Genomic DNA, 19526 nt, shown 5'->3' on the forward strand with positions numbered 1-19526 from the left:
GAGCCAAGCTCTTGGATTACGTGCACTGGTACAACAACTTCAGGATCCACTCGACGCTGGGCTACATGTCGCCGGTCGAGTTCAGGGAGGCGGGGCCGTCCCTCCCGGAATCGTCCAAATAAGTGTTGCCAATCCATAGCCAATCCAGCCATCATCTTCGCGAAGGCGGACGTCAGGAAAAGCTCGGCTTGAGCTCGGTCGGACGCGGTCTGTGGGGCATCATTCAGGCTCAGGGGGTCTCCTTGTCTTCTTCGGTCGCAACCTGAATGATAGGGACGGCCCCTTCTCTCTTTCCCCTTCGTTTTCGACGCGTCACCCTCTCGGCGGGCTTAAGGCCCGCGCTCGCGGGTGCAGGGGCTACGCCCAAACCCCAAAAACGTAACGCCGTGCTCGAAGCGTTTCCGGACGTCAGCGTAATCTCAAATCCCGTTCGTCAACTCATGGGCAAGCCACCTGAGACTACTCATTTCTCCTACTGGCAATGAAGACCTGCGACCTGCAGTTTTGCAAACTGCTTGAAAGCCACCTGCGTTGATTCACTTCCTATTGCAGCTGGCGGCTTGCACGCGAAAAGGCATTTAAGTTTCAAAACGGGCGTTTTCGGCGCTATCGAGCCTCCAAAGGCATCCCGTCGCGCCCTTTGGGACAAAAACAAAAACTCAAAGCCCTGAGTTCGAAAATAGTTTTTGGAGTTGTCCCGACTTTTGTCCCCGAAGCCGACGAAACGCGACAGGGTGTCACCTGGCGGCACTCGATTCGAGACGGCACCGAAAACTGGATGCAACCGGAATGACGGGACGGCAGAACCGAAGCCATCGAGTGGGGATAGAAAAAGGCCCGGGTGCCGTGGCATCCGGGCCTTTGCTAGCAACTTGATGTTGCGGGCAGCTTAGAACTTGTGGCCGCACTTCTTGCAGACGCGCAGCTTGTTCTTGCCGTCCTTCTCGTGACCGACGCGGGTAACCTTACCGCACTCGGGGCAGACGAGATTGACGTTGGAGGCGTCGATGGGAGCCTCCTGCGAAACGATGCCGCCCTGCTGGTTGGCAGCGTTGGGCTTGACGGCCTTCTTGACGACCGAAACGCCCTCGACAACGACCTTGTTCTCGGCGGGGAGAGCACGCAGGATAACGCCCTGCTTGCCGCGATCCTTACCAGAGAGAACCTGAACCTTATCGCCCTTCTTGATATACATATATCTCCCCTAACTACAGGGTCTCGGGAGCGAGCGAGACGATCTTCATGTACTTCTTGTCACGAAGCTCGCGAGCGACGGGCCCGAAGATACGGGTGCCGACGGGCGAACCATCGTTGTTGATGACAACGCAGGCGTTCTCATCAAAGCGAATGTAGGAGCCATCCTTGCGGCGGATCTCCTTAACGGTGCGAACGACGACGCAACGGACAACGTCCTTCTTCTTGACGTTGGCGCCAGGGGTAGCCTCCTGGACAGCACCGATGAACACATCGCCGATGCCTGCATAACGACGCTTGGAACCGCCAAGCACCTTGATGCAGCGAATCTTGCGAGCGCCGGAGTTGTCGGCGACGTTCAGCATGGTTTGCATCTGAATCATGGTAGATGTTCCTCCGAACTAAGAACCGAAGAGAGGTGCGCAGCCTTTATACGGCCCGTGGTATGCAAGCCAGGCATACGCACATCTTCGGAAACGTACAAGTCGTATGAGCGACTGCTTATTTAGCGCGCTCGACGACCTCGATGAGGCGCCAACGCTTCATCTTGGACATAGGACGGGTCTCCATAACGCGGACGGTGTCGCCCACGCCAGCCGTGCACTCCTCGTCGTGAGCGTGCAGCTTCTTGGAGCTGGTCATCATCTTGCCGTACTTAGGGTGACGCTTACGCTCGGTGATGGTGACAACGATGGTCTTGGCACCGGAGACGGAGGTAACGACACCCGTACGGACCTTACGCGAGTTACGCGAATCAGTCATGTTCTCTCCTTAGGTCCTACTCGGCGACAGCGGACTTCTCCGCTGCGATCTCGCGGGCGCGCTGCTCCGTGAGGACGCGAGCGATGTCCTTCTTCACGGTGTTGACGCGAGCGGTGTTGTCCAGCTGGCTGGTGGCCATCTGGAAACGAAGGTTAAAGAGCTCGGCGCGCATTTCCTTCAGCTTCTCAACGAGCTGAGCGTCCGAGAGCTCACGAATCTCTGCGGGCTTCATTAGTTCTCCTCCTTGGCGGCGGCGGCGTCCTCAGCAGCCCACTTGGCCTCGAGAGCGGCCTCCTCAGCCATCTCCTTCTCGATGCGCTGCTCAGCGTTCTTGGCAGCAACAATCTTGGTCTTGATGGGAAGCTTGTGCTGTGCAAGACGCAGAGCCTCGCGAGCGACCTCCTCGGGCACGCCCTTGACCTCGAACATGATGCGGCCGGGCTTGACGACGGCCACCCACTCCTCGGGGTTACCCTTACCAGAACCCATGCGAGTCTCGGCAGGCTTCTTGGTGATGGGCTTATCGGGGAAGATCGTGATGTAGACACGACCGCCACGCTTCATGTAGCGGGTCATGGCAATACGAGCGGCCTCGATCTGACGGTTGGTGATCCAATGGGCCTCGAGAGCCTGGATACCAAACTCGCCGAAATGCAGCTCGGTATTACCCTTGGCCTGGCCCTTCATGGAGCCACGCTGCACCTTGCGGTGAAGAATACGCTTAGGGGCAAGCACTACTGACCCCTCCTCTCGGAGTTACGACGACGAGGACGGGAAGAGCCCTCGAGTGCAGGGTTGGGAACAGGCTGGCCCGGGAGCTTCTCGCCCAGGTAGATCCAGACCTTCACGCCGCAAGCGCCCATGGTGGTGCTGGCGACAGCCGTGCCGTAGTCGATCTTGGCGCGGAGGGTGTGCAGAGGCACGCGACCCTCACGGTACCACTCACGACGGCCCATCTCGGCACCGCCGAGACGACCGGAGCACTGGATACGGATGCCCTTAGCGCCGGCCTTGCGGGCGGACTGGACAGCCTTGCGCATAGCGCGACGGAAGGCAACGCGGCCCTCAAGCTGCTCGGCGATAGACTGAGCAACGAGGTTAGCGTCGAGCTCGGGGCGCTTGATCTCGACAACGTCGACGGAGAGCTGGCCCTTGGAGACGCCAGCGACCTTCTCGAGCTCGGTGCGGAGAGTATCGATCTCGGCACCCTTCTTACCGATGACAACGCCGGGGCGAGCGGTGAGGATGATGACCTTCACCTTGTCGCCAGCGCGCTCGATCTCGACGCGGGAGACAGCTGCGCGGGAAAGACGCTTCTCGAGGTACTTGCGGATCTCGAGATCGTTACCGAGGGTCTTAGCGTAATCCTTCTCTGCGAACCAGCGGGAGCGCCAGTTCTCGGTGATGCCAAGACGGAAGCCGGTGGGGTAGACTTTCTGACCCATACAGCTTTACGCCTCCTTTCGAGGAGCAACGACGACGGTGATGTGGGAAGTACGCTTCAGAATGCGAGAAGCGGAACCCTTGGCGCGGGGACGGATGCGCTTAAGCGTCGGACCCTCGTCAACATAGGCAGCGGCGACAACCAGGTTGTCGGCACGCAGACCGTTGTTGTTCTCGGCGTTCGCAACGGCGGAACGGAGAACCTTCTCGACATCCACGGCGACGGCGCGGTCGCAGAAGTGGAGGATGTCGAAGGCCTGAGCGACAGGCTTGCGGCGGATCAGATCGACCACCAGGCGGGCCTTGCTGGGGGAAACACGCACGTACTTAGCGACGGCGCGAACCTCGGTGGCCTCAGTTTCAATAGACTTAGTTGCCATTTACGGTTAACCCCCTATTTGGCCTTGTGGCCACGGAACGTACGAGTCGGCGCGAACTCGCCGAGCTTGTGACCAACCATGGACTCGGTAACATACACGGGCACATGCTTGCGGCCGTCGTGGACGGCGATGGTGTGACCAACCATCTCGGGGAAGATGGTGGACGCGCGGGACCAGGTCTTCACGACGTCCTTCTTGCCAGCCTCGTTCATCGCGGTGATACGCGAGAGAAGGCGAGTCTCCACGAACGGGCCCTTTTTGAGACTTCTGCTCATAAGTGCTTTCTCCTAAAACTCGGTATCCGAAATTACTTCTTACGGCGACGAATGATATGCTGGTTCGAGACCTTCTTCTTCTTGCGCGTACGAAGGCCCTTCGTCGGCTTACCCCAGGGGGTAACAGAGGGACGACCAGAGGTGTGGTTCTTGCCCTCGCCACCGCCGTGCGGGTGGTCGACAGGGTTCATGACGGTACCGCGGACGGTCGGGCGCACGTTCATGTGACGCTTACGGCCGGCCTTGCCGATGACGATGTTGGCGTGATCGGCGTTGCCGACCTCACCGACGGTGGCGCGGCAGGTAACGAGGATGCGGCGCATCTCGGAGGAAGGCATACGGACGATAGCGTACTTGCCCTCCTTACCCATCAGCTGGCAGGAGTTACCGGCGGAACGGGCGATAGCAGCGCCCTTACCCGGCTGGAACTCGACGGCGTGGATGAGCGTACCGACGGGGATGTCGGCGAGGGGCAGAGCGTTGCCCGGCTTGATGTCGGCGTCAGAACCGGACATGATGGTCTGACCGACCTCGAGGCCCTTGGGGGCCAGGATGTAGCGCTTCTCACCGTCAGCGTAGTGCAGCAGAGCGATGCGAGCGGAACGGTTCGGATCGTACTCGATCGTGGCAACCTTGGCGGGCACGCCGTCCTTGTTGCGCTTGAAGTCGATCACGCGGTAACGACGCTTCACGCCGCCGCCCTGGTGGCGGGTGGTGATGCGGCCGTTGTTGTTACGACCGGCCTTCTTGGGCAGGGGCTCGAGAAGAGACTTCTCAGGCTTGGTGCAGGTGATCTCGGAGAAATCGGAGATCGTCTGCCAACGCCTACCAGCGGAGGTCGGCTTAAGGTGCTTTACAGCCATTACAATCCCTTTCAATAGGAATCCGTTAGCCATCGCAGACAGGGATTCGAGGTTCTGCCTCGGGTGCGATGACACCGGACGTATACACGGTTCCGGGCGTGTCCATTTTATACGCCCAAAACCTTGAGCTCTCGCCTCCCCTATTTGGGAGGCATGAGCTCACTCAACAGCAGCGAGTCTTAGGCCTGGTTGCCAAAGACCTCGATGGTGTCGCCCTCGGCCAGCGTGACGATGGCCTTCTTCCAAGAACGGGTCTTGCCAGCGACATAGCGCACGCGCTTGGTCTTGGGCTTGACCGTCAGGGTGTTCACGCGAACGACCTTGACGCCGAAGATCTCCTCGACAGCGTCCTTGATCTGATACTTGTTAGCATCCTTGGCGACCTCGAACGTGTACTTGTTCTGCTCCATGCCGGAGAAGGAACGCTCGGACACGATCGGACGGATGATGATCTCGTGGGCGGTCATTTATGCAAGCACCTCCCCGAAGTGAGCGGCGATGTCGGCGGGCATCAGCACGGCGTTGTTGTTGACGAGATCGTAGGTGTTGGCCTCGTCGGCAGTGATGATGAACGTCTTGGGAATGTTGCGGAACGACAGGTAGGCGTTGACGTCCTCATCGCGAACGATGATGGTCAGACGCTTGCCCTCAAGGCCGAGAGCCTTGAGCATGGCGACGGCAGCCTTGGTGGAAGGCTTCTCGAAGCCGTAGTCGTCGACGAGCACGAGCTCGCCATCGGCCAGCTTGGCGGACAGCGCGGAGCGCATAGCCAGCTTGACCTCCTTGTTGTTCATACGCTTAGCGTAGGAACGGGGCTTGGGGGCGAAGACAACGCCACCGTGACGCCACTGGGCAGCACGGATGGAACCCTGGCGGGCACGGCCGGTGCCCTTCTGACGCCAAGGCTTCTTGCCGCCACCGGAAACCTCAGAGCGACCCTTAGCAGACTGGGTGCCCTGACGCCAAGAGGCCATCTGGCACTTGACGATGTGGTGCATAACGTGGATGTTCGGCTCGATGCCGTACACCTCAGCGGCGAGCTCGGCCTCGGCGACCTTCTTGCCCTCGCTGTTCTTTACTTCAAACTTTGCCATTTAAGTGTTCTCCTTGGTATGACGCTGGGCTAAATGGGCTGGGCCCTTAGGCCATACGGATGGCGACGAGACCATTCTTGGCACCCGGGACAGCGCCCTTGACCAAGATGAGGTTCTGCTCGGCATCGATGCGGACAACGGAAAGGTTCTTGACGGTAACGCGCTCGTTACCCATGTGACCGGCCATCTTGACGCCCTTGAGGACGCGCGCAGGATAGGCGCACTGACCGATAGAACCGGGGTGACGCTGGAAGTGAGAACCATGCGTCATAGGACCGCGGCGCTGACCCCAGCGCTTGATGCGACCCTGGAAGCCCTTACCCTTGGAGGTACCGATGACGTCGACCTTCTCGACATCAGCGAAATCAGCGACGGTGACGACCTCGCCGACCTTGTGCTCCTCGCCGTTCTCGACGCGGACCTCACGAAGGAAACGGACAGGCTCGACGCCAGCCTTGGCGAAGTGACCAGCCATGGGCTTGTTCACGTTCTTGGCCTTGATGTCGCCGAAACCGATCTGGACGGCGTCATAGCCGTCGGTTGCCTGAGTTTTAACCTGCGAGACAGCGCAGGGGCCAGCCTGGATGACCGTGACGGGAACGACGTTATCGTTCTCGTCCCAAACCTGGGTCATGCCAATCTTGCGGCCGAGAATCATGCTGATCAAGATATGATCCCAACTCTCGCGTGGTCTTGGGACAATGCGTACACCACCGAGCGTACGCCCCTAGAGGACCACTACTTACACGACGTGCTCCCCAGCCTTGTATTTCGCCCGGACTACCTGACAACCCTATTAAGCAGGCATTTTGTCCAGCCAGAATACTCCCCTGGTTACACACAGCTGTTTAGTATACACGGCTGCGGGCGTATCCATCGAGATTCATATTTCACTCACATTGTTTACGCAGGTAAAGTGCGTGGCACGTTCCCAGTGTGCGGCGGAGGGGGCGGGCCTGAGACATATTAAGGTTACTGCTCTACAGTCCTGCTCACGACGGAGAGCACATTAAGTGCTCTCCTGTTCGTGCGGAACTCGCGACAACCTTAATATGTCTCAGGCCCGCCCCCTCCGCCGCACACTGGGAACGCCACGTTGATGTCTGCTTAACTCTGCTCGTTCAGGCTAATGACTTTGTTGGGGGTCCACAATTTGCTGCAACGTGAACTTGCATTGGGGCGCATCGTCCTCTTCTCGCGCATCATCAAAATCGAAGATCATGATGGCGCAATTGGGTAGTTTTGTTGGGAGCTCGAAGCCCTCTGGGGCTGCAGCCTTGATGAATTGGCGGCTGGCACTGCCGTGGCTTACTGCTAGGAGGGTTTCGATGCCCTCGGCGCCCATGAGATTGGTGAGGGTGCCTGCCATGCGCTCCTGTAGCGCCTGGCTTCCTTCTCCTCCGAAGGGGACCAAGTCCTCGCCCGGGTCCCAGACATCGGTGGGCAGGGCGTCGTGGGGGCCTTCTTCGAAGGTACCGTAGCTGCGCTCGATGATGCCTTCGCAGGGCTCGACTGCTGCGTCCGGGCCAAGGAGTTCAATTGCGACGAGACTTGCCGTGTCCATGGCTCGGCCTAAGGGCGAAGAGACCACTTTGTCGGGAACGACGCCGTGGTCCTTGAGCCATGCGGCTGCCATTCCCGCTTGTTTGCGGCCCAGGTCGGTCAACGGAGAATCACAGCGGCCCTGGACCAGCTTTTTGACGTTGAACTCAGTTTGACCGTGGCGGAGTAGATATAGCTTCTTCATGCTCTCCCCTTCTGCATCAGTTGCTTTATCGGCTCGGCCCTACTCGTGGGTATGGCCGACATAGTCTTCGTCGATCGTGATCTTGGCAATCGACTTGGGATATTCAGATTCGACCTTCTGGGCCAATGCCCGTTTGAGGTCATCGGCGCCCATGTCCAAATCTGAGGGACGCACGCAGTCAAATATCACATTGGTGTGCGTGGGGCCCGGCACGCAGCGCAGATCGTGAATCGAAAGGCGGCTATCAATCTGTTGGGCCATGGCTTGAATGCGCAAGCGCATGCTCGCCACCTTTGAATCGTCGGTCACGATGGGATCGTAATGGAGCGTGACGATCATTCCGTCTTCGTTTCTAAACGACTGCTCGATGTTATCGAGCGTGTCGTGACTTTCCAGCGGGCTGGCCTCGGCTGCCATCTCGGCGTGAGCGCTTGCGAACTTCCTGCCCGGGCCGTAGTCGTGAACCATCAGATCGTGGACGCCCAAAACGCCGGGGTAGCTCATGATCTTGTCTCGAATGTGCTTAACCAGCTTAGGATCGGGCGCCTGGCCCAAAAGCGGGCTCACCGTATCCTGGATGAGTTCAAAGCCGCTCCAGCCAATATAGGCGCCAACGGCAAGGCCGACCCATGCATCAAGATTGATGTGCGTCACCTGCGAAACAATTGCGCACGCCAGCACAGCACCCGTGGCTAGGACATCGTTCTTTGAGTCCTGAGCGGTCGCATGCAGCGTCTCGGACTCAATACGATCGCCGAGCTTTTGGTTGAGGGCCGCCATCCACAGCTTAACGACCATCGAAAGCGCAAGGACTGCCACCAGGGCAAGCGAGAACTCGACAGGCTCGGGGTTGACAATTCGCTCCACCGACGACTTCACCAGCTCAACGCCAATCAGCAGCACGAGTGCCGCCACGACCAGACCCGAGAGATACTCGTAGCGACCGTGGCCGTAAGGATGCTCGGGGTCGGCCGGCTTGCTCGCCAACTTAAAGCCCAGCACGCTCACGATATTCGAGCTGGCATCGGACAGGTTGTTCATGGCATCCGCCACGATCGAAACCGATCCCGACAGCACGCCAATTGCACCCTTCGCAGCGCATAGTGCCACATTGGCGAGAATACACACCATGCCCGTCAACGTACCCACGCGTGCACGGTCGCCCTGCGCTCGCTTAATAATCCACTCGACCATCTTTACCTGTCCCCAACGGCCTTACTCGTACACCCATTTGTCCAATAGGTCAGTAGTGTAGACCCTTTATCCCATCGGCACAAAAAAGGCCGCAACCCTTAGGGCTGCGGCCTTGCAAATCGCACTATCGGACAAAAAGCTTAGAGCTTGATGTCGATGTCGACGCCAGCGGGGAGGTCGAGACGCATGAGCGAATCAACAGTGCCCGAGGTGGGGTCGAGGATGTCGATGAGGCGCTTGTGGGTGCGCATCTCGAACTGCTCACGGGAGTCCTTGTTCACGTGCGGCGAGCGGATAACCGTGTACAGGTTGCGCTCGGTGGGCAGGGGGACAGGACCGGAAACGCGAGCGCCGGTCTTCTGAGCGGTCTCGACGATGAGCTTCGCGGACTGATCGACGACCTCGTGATCATAGCCCTTGAGGCGAATGCGGATCTTCTGGGTAGCCAACTTAAACCTCCAAAGAGTGCGAGAGATGTTCTCGCGGATTACGTAACAGGGAGCTCGAACTTAGGCGTTCTTGCTCATGACCTCGTCCACGATGGACTTGGGCGCGGGCTCATAAGAGTCGAACTGCATCGTGTAGGATGCACGGCCCTGGGTCTGGGAGCGAAGGTCGGTAGCGTAACCGAACATCTCGCCCAGCGGCACCTTGGCACGGATGAGCTTGCTGTTCTTGCGATCCTCCATGCCCTCGATCTTGCCGCGGCGACCGGAGAGGTTGCCCATAACGTCGCCCATGTACTGCTCGGGGGTCTCGACCTCGACAGCCATGATCGGCTCGAGCAGCTGCGGATCGGACTTCTTGAGGGCGTCCTTGATAGCCATGGAACCGGCGATCTTAAAGGCGGCCTCGGAGGAGTCGACCTCGTGGTAAGAACCGTCGAACAGGGTGACCTTGACGTCGAGGACCGGGAAGCCGGCGATAACACCGGTGTTCAGGGCCTCCTGGATGCCCTTGTCGATGGACGGGATGTACTCCTTGGGCACGACGCCGCCGACGATAGCGTTGACGAACTCGTAGCCGAAGCCCTCCTCCATCTTCTCGAGCTTGATGACGGCGTGGCCGTACTGACCGCGACCACCGGACTGACGGACGAACTTGCCCTCAGCCTTCTCGACGTCGTGACCAGCGGTCTCGCGGTAGGCAACCTGGGGCTTACCAACGTTAGCGTCAACCTTGAACTCACGGAGCAGACGGTCGACGATGATCTCGAGGTGCAGCTCGCCCATGCCGGCGATGATGGTCTGGCCGGTCTCGTGGTTGGTGGACACCTGGAAGGTCGGGTCCTCCTCGGCGAGCTTGGTCAGAGCCAGGGACATCTTGTCCTGCTCGGCCTTGGTCTTGGGCTCAATGGCAACGTCGATAACGGGCTTAGCGAACTCGATCTTCTCGAGGACGATCTCCTTGCCCTCGGCGCACAGGGTGTCACCGGTGGTGGAGTTCTTGAAGCCGACGCAAGCGACGATGTCGCCGGCGGCAGCGTCGTCACGGTCGATACGCTCGGCGGCGTTCATCTCGAGAATGCGGCCGAGGCGCTCGCGCTGACCGTTGGAAGCGTTGACCACGTAGGAGCCGGACTCAGCGCGGCCGGAGTAAACGCGGACGTAGGTGAGCTTACCGACGAACGGGTCGGTCATGATCTTGAAGACCAGGCCGGAGAAGGGCTCGTCGAAGGAAGGATGACGCTGGATCTCCTCGCCGGTGTCCGGATCGGTACCGGTGACGGCCTCAACGTCGAGCGGGCTGGGCAGGTAGTCGACGACAGCGTCGAGCAGCTCCTGGACGCCCTTGTTCTTGTAGGCGGAGCCCACGAAGACGAGGTTAAGCTCGTTGGCCAGAACACCCTTGCGCAGAGCAGCCTTGAGCTCCTCGACGGTGAAGTCCTCCTCCATGAGGATCTTCTCCATGAGCTCGTCGTCAAAGCTGGCAGCAGCGTCGAGGAGCTCCTCGCGCTTGGTGGCAGCGATGTCGGCAAACTCAGCCGGGATCTCGTCCATCGGCTCGGGGTAGGTCATGCCCTTCTCGTCGGCCTTGAAGTCCCATGCAGTCATGGTGACGAGGTCGATGACGCCCCAGAAGTTGTCCTCGGCGCCCATCGGGACCTGAGCGGCCACGGCGTTAGCGTCGAGACGATCCTTCATGGTCTCGATAGCGTTGAAGAAGTCAGCGCCCACGCGGTCATACTTGTTGATGAAGGCGATGCGGGGGACGTTGAAGGTGGAAGCCTGACGCCAAACGGTCTCAGACTGGGGCTGAACGCCGGCAACGGCGTCGAAGACGGCGACAGCACCATCGAGGACGCGCAGGCAGCGCTCGACCTCGGCGGTGAAGTCAACGTGGCCCGGGGTGTCGATGATCTGGATGCGGTAGTCCTTACCGTCCTTGTTCCAGAAGCACGTGGTAGCAGCGGAGGTAATGGTTACGCCGCGCTCCTGCTCCTGAACCATCCAGTCCATGGTGGCAGCGCCCTCATGAACCTCACCGATCTTGTGGGTCTTACCGGTGTAGTAAAGAATACGCTCGGTCGTGGTGGTCTTACCGGCATCGATGTGGGCCATGATGCCGATGTTACGGGTATCGGAAAGCTTGTACTTAGGCTTAGCCATGTTAGTTCCTTACCTTAACTTACCAACGATAGTGAGAGAACGCGCGGTTGGCCTCGGCCATCTTGAAGACGTCCTCACGCTTCTTGACGGAAGCGCCCAGGCCGTTGGAAGCGTCGAGGATCTCATTGGCGAGACGCTCGGCCATGGTCTTCTCCTTGCGAGCGCGGGAGAAGTTGACGATCCAGCGGATACCCAGAGCGGTGGAACGACGGGAGTTAACCTCCATCGGGACCTGATAGGTAGCGCCACCGACACGCTTGGGCTTAACCTCGAGCGTGGGCTTGACGTTGTCCATAGCCTTCTTGAAGGTAGCGAGAGCGTCGCCACCCTCGGACTTCTCGGCAACGATCTCGAAAGCGGTGTAAACGATGCGCTCAGCGGTGGCCTTCTTGCCGTCAAGAAGGACCTTGTTGATGAGCTGAGTCACCAGGCGGTTGTTGTAAACGGCGTCAGGCTGAACCTCACGACGATTAGCTGCTGCACGACGCGGCATGTGAAATCTCCTTAAGTGTCTACCGTGCGGCGCTTAGGCGGCACACGGCGAAAGTATCAAAACGTTATCTGGCTTATTTAGCCTTGGGGCGCTTAGCACCGTACTTGGAACGGGCCTGCATACGGTTCTGGACCGGAGCAGCGTCGTAGGCGCCACGGATGACGTGATAACGGACACCAGGGAGGTCACGGACACGACCGCCGCGGACGAGCACGATGGAGTGCTCCTGCAGGTTGTGGCCCTCACCCGGGATGTAAGCAGTAACTTCGATGCCGTTGACGAGGCGAACACGGGCAACCTTACGAAGAGCCGAGTTCGGCTTCTTGGGGCTCGTGGTGAAGACGCGGGTGCACACGCCGCGCTTCTGGGAGTTGTGCTGCAGAGCAGCGTTCTTGGACTTCTTGGGCACGGAACGACGGCCCTGGCGAACCAGCTGGTTAATAGTAGGCAAAGCGTACTCCTTCTCGAATGATTCCAGCTTTCTGTAAAGTGCAACGGCTTGAATCGAGGGGTCAGCATCCCCCTACGAAACACGCAGTTCGATAGGATACGTGGCGTTAGCTGTGACGTCAACAGACCACGCCGCCGGGCGTATCCCAAAATTGGCACATTTCCGCAAAGCCTACACAAAAGGAATCCCCTCCTGTGCGTTTGGGAGGATCCCCGGACCGGGCGGCCCAGGTTTTAAGTTTGCTGCTCTACAGTCCTGCGCAAGACGGAAAGCACATTAAGTGCTTTCCTTTGCGTGCGGAACTCGCGACAAATTTAACCCCGCGCCGCCCGGGCCGGGGATCCGACGTGCTCGTCGGGGCAACGTTACCTGCCAAAACGGGACAGGTTTATTTTGGTCGGTTTTATCTGCGGAAACGTCGCGCTCCAGCGGTGATCCGCCCTCATCTGTCATAGGGAAATCGGCGGCGTTTTCGGAAGTATGCGGCAAATTCTGGACCTGCCGAGCACACCGGGGTTTTTCGATAATAAACCCGCAGGTAGAGCGCTTGAGCATATGCGGTGTGGTCGACCCATCGAGATTTTGCCGCATACTTCCGAAATTCAGGCGAATATCGCTCAAAATAACCGTCCATATAACGCAAAAATGGCCGCTTCCCCTAGTGGGAAGCGGCCTCAAGCCTTACGAGTAGACGATGGTAAAGGGTACTTCTGTTTCGGTCTCTCCTGTTGATGTGCACCTCGTTCCCTCAAGGGTTACCGATACAACCTGATCGACATTGATGAGCCTTGTCGGAACCCAGATGTTCTCTCCGCTATTGCGCGTATAAGAAAAATATAAGTTGAACGCCCCTGCGTCGTCATCTTCGATAATCTGCTCCGATCCATCCTTGTAGGTAACCGTCAACTTCTTCGTGACTGCGTCAATGCCCAGATCATCGATGTGCGTCTGGATGGAAAACGGACTGATCTCGAGAGACGAGTCACCGGAGCGGAGTTCCTTTGTATCGACGTACGCTCCAACGCTAAACTCGGGCGTCGATGCTTTAAACTGCCTCGCACTCTCACCTTCGCCCTCGGTCCACTGGATATTCCAGGTGACCGCATGTTGAAAACCTCGCTCGCGATCCATAGAAGCAAAGTACATCGTGCCATTAATGACAGTATCGCTTGATGTGTCCTTATCAATGGTGCAGCGTGTGTCAGCCCATTCCTCGCCGAACTTCATGTCGGGCGTGCCGATGCCTTGTTCTTCTTCACCATAGAGAACAAGTTCGCCAGTCTCTGCTGCCGGCTTGTAGTAGTTAACACCATTTGGATTGGACAACGTAAACGTCACGGCACCGCAACCGTTTTTATCGATAGCCATATCATGAATGTCGAGCGTATAGCCGTTGCCCTCGACGGACAGATTGACCTTCTGGACTGCACCCTCCAGGCTTTGGGGCGCGATACCATCACCAAACTCTCTGGTGTAGGTATATTTCGTCCCCGACGAGCCGCCATTTGTCCAGGTAACGGACTCTCCGTTGCCATGGTTTCCCCAGGCAGAGGCAAAATAACTGGAATTGACAACAGCGTAGGCGACCCCTCCGGTCGCCAGCACTCCGGCAAGACATCCGATTACGGCAACATACAGAGGCTTCGCGTGACCCTTTCGGCGAAGCGGCTCGCCAGCAGCGGCATAAAGAACACGGTCAGCAAGATCGCTATCGGCTTGGACGGACTCGAAGGCCTGCTTGATCTGGTTGGATTTCACGGTCGCCCTCCTCTAGGATGAACTTGAGCTTCGATCTGCCGCGAGCTAAACGCGTTCGAACGGTCGCGGCTGGCACATGCAGTAACTCGGCAATTTCTGAAGTCGAGAAGCCCAGATAGTAATAGAGCACGATGGGGATACGGAATCGTTCCGGAAGCCGCATGACATCTGACAGGACGGCCTTGGTCTCATCCTGCGCTGTCGAAAGCGAATCGGCCAGATTCTCAATATCCTCCACGCGCCTCCACGGCTTTCGAAAGAGAGATTTACATTCATTGATCGTGACCCGGATAAGCCATCGACGAAGATGCTCCCAGTTTTCAAATTGCGCGTCGCTTTTGAGTAACTTCAGAAAGACGTCTTGAGCAACATCGTCGGCGTCAGCGCGATCACGCAGATACGTCAATGCGATCCGAAACACGACATCCCGGTGGTCTTCGACCGCCTGTCTAAAAGCTTGTTCTTCCATAATCACCTCCCGGTGACGTTAATGCTTCTCGATGAGGCCCTCACCTTAGATACGCTCTTGTCGGGCGAAATGTTTCAAATCCAAGCAGGAAAAACCTACCAAAAAATAAATCCGTCACTTTTTGGCAAGGGATCAACGAAACGCAACAGGTTGAACATACGCAAGCGAGCGGCCCCCAGAGCGTACAAGGTGGCATGAAAAAGGCAGGGCATTGACCTTTTGGTCATGCCCTGCCTTTTGAATGACAGATTGTAGCTCTGGGGGCCGCGCAGCGACGGAGGTCGCCGCCGTTCGTTAGAACGGCGGAACTAGTTACTCCTCGTCGTTGTCCTTGGCCTCTTCGGCGTCATCGGTGTCCACGAGCTGGTTGAGCAGCTCGTCGAGGGAAGCCATGTCCTCGTTGATGGCACCGTTGGCGGGAGCCTTCTTGTCGTCGATCGGGGCGCCCAGGAGCTCCTCGTCGGCGTCGGCGTGATGCGTCGGCGTGGCGGAGGTGCCCAGCAGGATGTCGTCCGGACCGTCGGGGCTAAAGACCATCTGCAGCAGCTGCGAGAGGTCTTCCTCGTCGGCAACGTCGTCGTTGTTCTCGAGGATGTAGAGCAGGTCGTGGGCCTCCAGGCCGTCGCGGAGCTCCTCGATCGCCTTGGCACCGATGCCATCGATGCGCAGCAGATCCTCCTCGGACTTGCCGACCAGGTCGCCGACCGTCTCGATGCCGACCTCGCTGAACTTGTTGGTCCAGCGCTGCGACACGCCCAGGTCGTCGAACAGGTACAGGCGAGCCTTCTCGGCGGAGATGGTGTGGCCGTTGCGGGTGAACGAACCGTCAGCACCACCGAACTCGTCGTAGCCGGCCCAGTCGAGCTGCTGCGGGAGCTGCTCGTCCAGGTCCTTGAGCTCAACCGGAGCCCACTCGGGCAGCGACTTGGCGTTGGGCGAAGCCGGGCCGTCGATGTCCACGTAGCCGTCGGCCGTACGATACGTCAGCTTGGCGTTGGCGTACGGCTTGAGGCCGGTACCAGCCGGGATCTTCTTACCGACGATGACGTTGGACTTAAGGTCGAGCAGGTGGTCGACCTTGCCCTCGATGGCAGCCTCGGTAAGGACACCGGCGGTGCGGATGAACGAAGCGCTCGACAGCCAGGAGTCGATGTTGGACGCGACCTTGAGCGTACCCAGGATGACGGGCTCGGCCACGGGAGCCTGACCACCCAGACGGGCAACGCGCTCGACCTCGTCGGCGAACTCGTAGCGGTCGACGTACTGACCAAGCAGGTACTTGGAGTCACCGGGGTTGGTGATCTGAACGCGACGCAGCATCTGACGTGCGAGCACCTCGATGTGCTTGTCGTTCAGGTCGACGCCCTGGCTGGTGTAGACGTCCTTGACGCTCTCGACGAAGGTGTGCATCGTCGACTCGATGTCGGTCAGCTTGCGCAGGTTGCGGAAGTTGACGAAGCCCTTGGTGATCTGATCGCCGGCGCGAACCTCGCAGCCGTCCTCGATCTCGGGCATAAAGCGCACCGAAGCGGGGACGCGACGCTCGTCGAGGACACGGGTGTGATCCTCGGAGTCGGTGAGCGTCAGCACGTACTCGGACTTCTCGGGCTTAATCGAGAGGTGGCCGGAGTACGGAGCCAGCTCGGCCTCGCGACCCAGGATCTTCTCGTTGACGTTGCCGACGATATCGAACATACGGCTGACCGTAGGCAGACCCTGCGTAATATCGTCGACGCCAGCGACGCCGCCGGAGTGAATGGTACGCATCGTAAGCTGCGTACCGGGCTCGCCGATGGACTGGGCGGCAATAATGCCGACCGCGGTACCGATGGCGACCGGACGACGGGTGGAAAGATCCCAGCCGTAGCACTTCTGGCACACACCGTACTTGGAGCGGCAGGTGAGCAGCGCGCGAAGGGTGACCTTCTTAAGACCCGCATCGACCATCTTCTGGATGTCGGCGACCTTCTCGATGTAGCCGTCCTGCTCAAAGAGCACGGTGCCATCGGGAGCCACGACGTCCTGGATGAAGCAACGGCCAACAAGGTCGGTGTTGAGGTCGGTGGTGCCGGGGATGATGAGGTTGTAGGTGACGCCCTCGTGCGTACCGCAGTCCTCCTCGCGGACGATGACGTCCTGGGCCACGTCAACCAGACGACGGGTCAGGTAACCAGAGTCCGAGGTGTGGGATGCGGTATCGACCAGGCCCTTACGGGCGCCGTAGGTCGAAATGAAGTACTCGAGCGGCAGCAGACCCTCGCGGAAGTTCGCCTTAATGGGAAGGTCGATCGTCTCGCCGGACATGTCTGCCATCAGGCCACGCATGCCGCCGAGCTGACGCAGCTGGGTCTTAGAACCACGGGCGCCGGAGTCGGCCATCATGTACAGCGGGTTCTCCTCGTCGAACATGTCGAGCATGAGCGCTGCGACCTTATCGGTACAAGCGGTCCACTCGTTAACGACTTCGATGTGGCGCTCCGTCTCGTTGATGAAGCCCTCCTCGAAGTACTCGTTGATCTGGTCGACGTTGGCCTGAGCGCGGTCGAGCAGCTCCTGCTTCTCGGCAGGGATAAGAGCGTCCCACACCGAGATGGTGAGGCCGGCGCGGGTAGCGTAGTGGAAGCCAGAGTACTTGATGGCGTCGAGGATCGGGCCGACCTTGGCCTCGGGGTAACGATCGCAGCAGTCCGCAACCAGCTTGGCCACGTCGCCCTTGACCATCTTGTAGTTCATGAACTCATAGTCTTCGGGCAGGCACTGGCGGTTGAAGATGATGCGGCCGATAGAGGTCTCGAAGCGCGCGGTCTTGTTGCCGGTGACGTCGTAGTCGACAAACTCGTTCTTGCCGTTCTTAACGCGGAAGATACGGGTGCCGTCCTCGTTGATGACATTGGCGTCGGCAGCGGACACGCGGACCTGAATCTTGGCCTGCATGTCGACCTCGGAGCGGCAGTCATAGGCGTGCAGCGCGTCGTCGAAGCTGGCGAACACGTGGTTCTCGCCCGGCAGACCGTCGCGGACCTGGGTCAGGTAGTACACACCAATAATCATGTCCTGCGAGGGGATGTTGACCGGCTTGCCGGATGCCGGCGAGCGCAGGTTGTTCGCAGAGAGCATGAGCACGCGAGCCTCGGCCTGAGCCTGGCTGGACAGCGGCACGTGGACGGACATCTGGTCGCCGTCGAAGTCGGCGTTGAAGGGCGAGCAGACCAGCGGGTGCAGGTGGATGGCCTTGCCCTCGACCAGCACCGGCTCAAAGGCCTGGATGGACAAACGGTGCAGGGTCGGTGCACGGTTGAGCAGCACGACGCGGCCGTCGATGACCTCTTCGAGGATGTCCCACACAAAGGTGGCACCACGGTCGATAGCACGCTTGGCGCCCTTGATGTTCTCGACCTTGCCGAGCTCGACCAGGCGCTTCATGACGAAGGGCTTGAAGAGCTCCAGCGCCATGGTCTTGGGCAGACCGCACTGGTGCAGCAGCAGCTTGGGGTCGGTAACGATTACCGAACGGCCGGAGTAGTCGACACGCTTACCCAGCAGGTTCTGACGGAAGCGACCCTGCTTACCCTTGAGGGCCTCGGCGAGCGACTTGAGCGGGCGACCGCCACGGCCAGAGACCGGGCGACCACGACGGCCGTTGTCGAACAGGGCGTCCACGGACTCCTGGAGCATGCGCTTCTCGTTGTTCACGATGATCGCAGGGGCGTCCAGGTCGAGCAGGCGCTTGAGTCGGTTGTTGCGGTTGATCACGCGACGATACAGGTCGTTGAGGTCGGACGCGGCGAAGCGGCCGCCGTCGAGCTGGACCATCGGGCGCAGATCGGGCGGAATGACCGGGATGACGTCCAGAATCATGTTCGCGGGGCTGTTGCCGCCCTTCAGGAAGGCGTCAACGACCTCGAGGCGCTTGACGGCCTTCTCGCGCTTCTGCTTCTGGGAGTCCTCGTCGGCGATGATGGCCTTGAGCTTCTCGGCCTCGGAGGGCAGATCGATGGCGGCGAGCAGGTCGCGGACGGCCTCGGCACCCATGCCACCCTTAAAGTACATGGAGTAGTAGCGGGTCATCTCGCGGAACAGCGGCTCATCGGAGATGAGGTCGCGCTCGGTGAGCTTCATGAAGGCGTTGAAGGCGTCCGTGCGGAGCTGCTTCTCGTCCTTGCACTCTTCCTCGATGTCGACGATGCCAGAGGCGATCTCCTCGGGGGTCAGCGGCTCCTCGTCGGAGAACTCGTCAAAGTTCTCGGGGTCGCCCTGCTCCTTGAGGGACTCGATCTGGCGGGCGCACTCGGCATCGATCTCTTCCAGATCGGCGGCGAGCTCCTCGCGCAGGTCGTCGGCGTCGGCCTCGCGAGCCTCGTAGTCAACCTCGGTGATGATGTAGCTGGCGAAGTACAGAACCTTCTCGAGGTCCTTGGACTTGATGTCGAGCATACGGCTCATCGGGAAGCTCGTGGGGCTCTTGAAGTACCAGATGTGGGACACGGGAGCGGCGAGCTCGATGTGACCCATGCGGTCGCGACGCACCTTGGCCGAGGTGACCTCGACGCCGCAGCGCTCGCAGACGATGCCCTTAAAGCGGATGCCCTTGTACTTGCCGCAGGAGCACTCCCAGTCCTTGGCGGGACCGAAGATCTTCTCGCAGAACAGGCCGTCCTTCTCGGGCTTGAGGGTACGGTAATTGATGGTCTCCGGCTTCTTGACCTCACCGTGCGACCAGGAACGGATCTGGTCGGCGGAGGCAAGGGAGATCTTTACCGAGTCAAAATCAGTAGCTTCGAAATCTGCCACAGT

Annotated in this window: 21 protein-coding genes and 1 pseudogene; 1 reads left to right on the top strand and 21 read right to left on the bottom strand. The window is 59.4% G+C overall.

Going from position 1 to position 19526, the window contains the following annotated elements:
* Nucleotides 1–20 precede the first annotated feature (20 nt).
* Nucleotides 21–122, top strand: a complete 102-nt coding sequence (locus tag DW821_RS10300) for an IS3 family transposase (RefSeq protein WP_231501554.1) — start codon at nucleotides 21–23, stop codon at nucleotides 120–122.
* Nucleotides 123–889: 767 nt separating this feature from the next.
* Here DW821_RS10300 and rplX read toward each other — a convergent pair.
* From rplX to DW821_RS04430, 21 genes and pseudogenes are all read right to left on the bottom strand, one after another.
* Nucleotides 890–1195, bottom strand: a complete 306-nt coding sequence (gene rplX, locus DW821_RS04330; RefSeq protein ID WP_099432059.1) for a 50S ribosomal protein L24 — start codon at nucleotides 1193–1195, stop codon at nucleotides 890–892.
* Between the two features lie 13 nt (nucleotides 1196–1208).
* Nucleotides 1209–1577, bottom strand: coding sequence for a 50S ribosomal protein L14 (gene rplN, locus DW821_RS04335; RefSeq protein ID WP_006235041.1), 369 nt, complete (start codon nucleotides 1575–1577; stop codon nucleotides 1209–1211).
* Nucleotides 1578–1695: 118 nt separating this feature from the next.
* Nucleotides 1696–1956 carry a 30S ribosomal protein S17 gene (gene rpsQ, locus DW821_RS04340; protein WP_006235040.1) on the bottom strand — a complete coding sequence of 87 codons (261 nt, stop codon included), beginning with the start codon at nucleotides 1954–1956 and terminating at the stop codon, nucleotides 1696–1698.
* 16 nt (nucleotides 1957–1972) lie between these two features.
* Entirely contained in the window at nucleotides 1973–2188 is a 216-nt protein-coding gene (gene rpmC / locus DW821_RS04345; RefSeq protein ID WP_006235039.1) for a 50S ribosomal protein L29, read from the bottom strand.
* A gap of 107 nt (nucleotides 2189–2295) precedes the next feature.
* Nucleotides 2296–2691: pseudogene (rplP, locus tag DW821_RS04350) on the bottom strand (50S ribosomal protein L16); the annotation flags it as partial.
* Nucleotides 2691–3401 carry a 30S ribosomal protein S3 gene (gene rpsC / locus DW821_RS04355; protein WP_006235037.1) on the bottom strand — a complete coding sequence of 237 codons (711 nt, stop codon included), beginning with the start codon at nucleotides 3399–3401 and terminating at the stop codon, nucleotides 2691–2693. The pseudogene rplP and the gene rpsC, both read right to left, overlap by 1 nt.
* Nucleotides 3402–3407: 6 nt before the next feature.
* Nucleotides 3408–3779 carry a 50S ribosomal protein L22 gene (rplV, locus tag DW821_RS04360; protein WP_006235036.1) on the bottom strand — a complete coding sequence of 124 codons (372 nt, stop codon included), beginning with the start codon at nucleotides 3777–3779 and terminating at the stop codon, nucleotides 3408–3410.
* Between the two features lie 14 nt (nucleotides 3780–3793).
* Nucleotides 3794–4054 carry a 30S ribosomal protein S19 gene (gene rpsS, locus DW821_RS04365; protein WP_006235035.1) on the bottom strand — a complete coding sequence of 87 codons (261 nt, stop codon included), beginning with the start codon at nucleotides 4052–4054 and terminating at the stop codon, nucleotides 3794–3796.
* A 32-nt stretch (nucleotides 4055–4086) separates the two neighbouring features.
* Nucleotides 4087–4917 (bottom strand): 50S ribosomal protein L2, encoded by an 831-nt coding sequence (rplB, locus tag DW821_RS04370; protein WP_055250219.1) that lies wholly within the window; start codon nucleotides 4915–4917, stop codon nucleotides 4087–4089.
* A 179-nt stretch (nucleotides 4918–5096) separates the two neighbouring features.
* Nucleotides 5097–5384 carry a 50S ribosomal protein L23 gene (rplW, locus tag DW821_RS04375; protein ID WP_006235033.1) on the bottom strand — a complete coding sequence of 96 codons (288 nt, stop codon included), beginning with the start codon at nucleotides 5382–5384 and terminating at the stop codon, nucleotides 5097–5099.
* Nucleotides 5385–6011, bottom strand: coding sequence for a 50S ribosomal protein L4 (gene rplD / locus DW821_RS04380; RefSeq protein WP_006235032.1), 627 nt, complete (start codon nucleotides 6009–6011; stop codon nucleotides 5385–5387).
* Nucleotides 6012–6057: 46 nt separating this feature from the next.
* Complete coding sequence (rplC, locus tag DW821_RS04385; RefSeq protein WP_089572481.1) at nucleotides 6058–6678, bottom strand: 50S ribosomal protein L3; 621 nt, start codon at nucleotides 6676–6678, stop codon at nucleotides 6058–6060.
* Between the two features lie 459 nt (nucleotides 6679–7137).
* Nucleotides 7138–7758, bottom strand: coding sequence for a histidine phosphatase family protein (locus tag DW821_RS04390; RefSeq protein ID WP_118065790.1), 621 nt, complete (start codon nucleotides 7756–7758; stop codon nucleotides 7138–7140).
* A gap of 39 nt (nucleotides 7759–7797) precedes the next feature.
* Entirely contained in the window at nucleotides 7798–8952 is a 1155-nt protein-coding gene (locus DW821_RS04395; protein ID WP_118065792.1) for a cation diffusion facilitator family transporter, read from the bottom strand.
* A 140-nt stretch (nucleotides 8953–9092) separates the two neighbouring features.
* The gene (rpsJ, locus tag DW821_RS04400) at nucleotides 9093–9401 is read right to left on the bottom strand and encodes a 30S ribosomal protein S10 (RefSeq protein ID WP_022094184.1); all 309 of its coding nucleotides are present in this window, start codon (nucleotides 9399–9401) and stop codon (nucleotides 9093–9095) included.
* 60 nt (nucleotides 9402–9461) lie between these two features.
* Complete coding sequence (gene fusA, locus DW821_RS04405; protein ID WP_022094183.1) at nucleotides 9462–11561, bottom strand: elongation factor G; 2100 nt, start codon at nucleotides 11559–11561, stop codon at nucleotides 9462–9464.
* Nucleotides 11562–11580: 19 nt separating this feature from the next.
* Nucleotides 11581–12054: a 30S ribosomal protein S7 gene (gene rpsG / locus DW821_RS04410; RefSeq protein ID WP_006235013.1), complete on the bottom strand. Its 474-nt coding sequence runs from the start codon at nucleotides 12052–12054 to the stop codon at nucleotides 11581–11583.
* Between the two features lie 73 nt (nucleotides 12055–12127).
* Nucleotides 12128–12505, bottom strand: coding sequence for a 30S ribosomal protein S12 (gene rpsL / locus DW821_RS04415; protein WP_006235012.1), 378 nt, complete (start codon nucleotides 12503–12505; stop codon nucleotides 12128–12130).
* 681 nt (nucleotides 12506–13186) lie between these two features.
* Nucleotides 13187–14263: a DUF4179 domain-containing protein gene (locus DW821_RS04420; protein WP_118065794.1), complete on the bottom strand. Its 1077-nt coding sequence runs from the start codon at nucleotides 14261–14263 to the stop codon at nucleotides 13187–13189.
* On the bottom strand, nucleotides 14214–14732 hold the full coding sequence (locus tag DW821_RS04425) for an RNA polymerase sigma factor (RefSeq protein ID WP_233524901.1): 519 nt from the start codon (nucleotides 14730–14732) through the stop codon (nucleotides 14214–14216). Before DW821_RS04425 ends, DW821_RS04420 begins: the two co-directional genes overlap by 50 nt.
* A 312-nt stretch (nucleotides 14733–15044) precedes the next feature.
* Entirely contained in the window at nucleotides 15045–19523 is a 4479-nt protein-coding gene (locus DW821_RS04430) for a DNA-directed RNA polymerase subunit beta' (protein WP_199584268.1), read from the bottom strand.
* Between the last annotated feature and the right edge of the window lie 3 nt (nucleotides 19524–19526).

It is taken from the genome of Collinsella sp. AM33-4BH, from assembly GCF_003469205.1.
Lineage (GTDB): Bacteria > Actinomycetota > Coriobacteriia > Coriobacteriales > Coriobacteriaceae > Collinsella.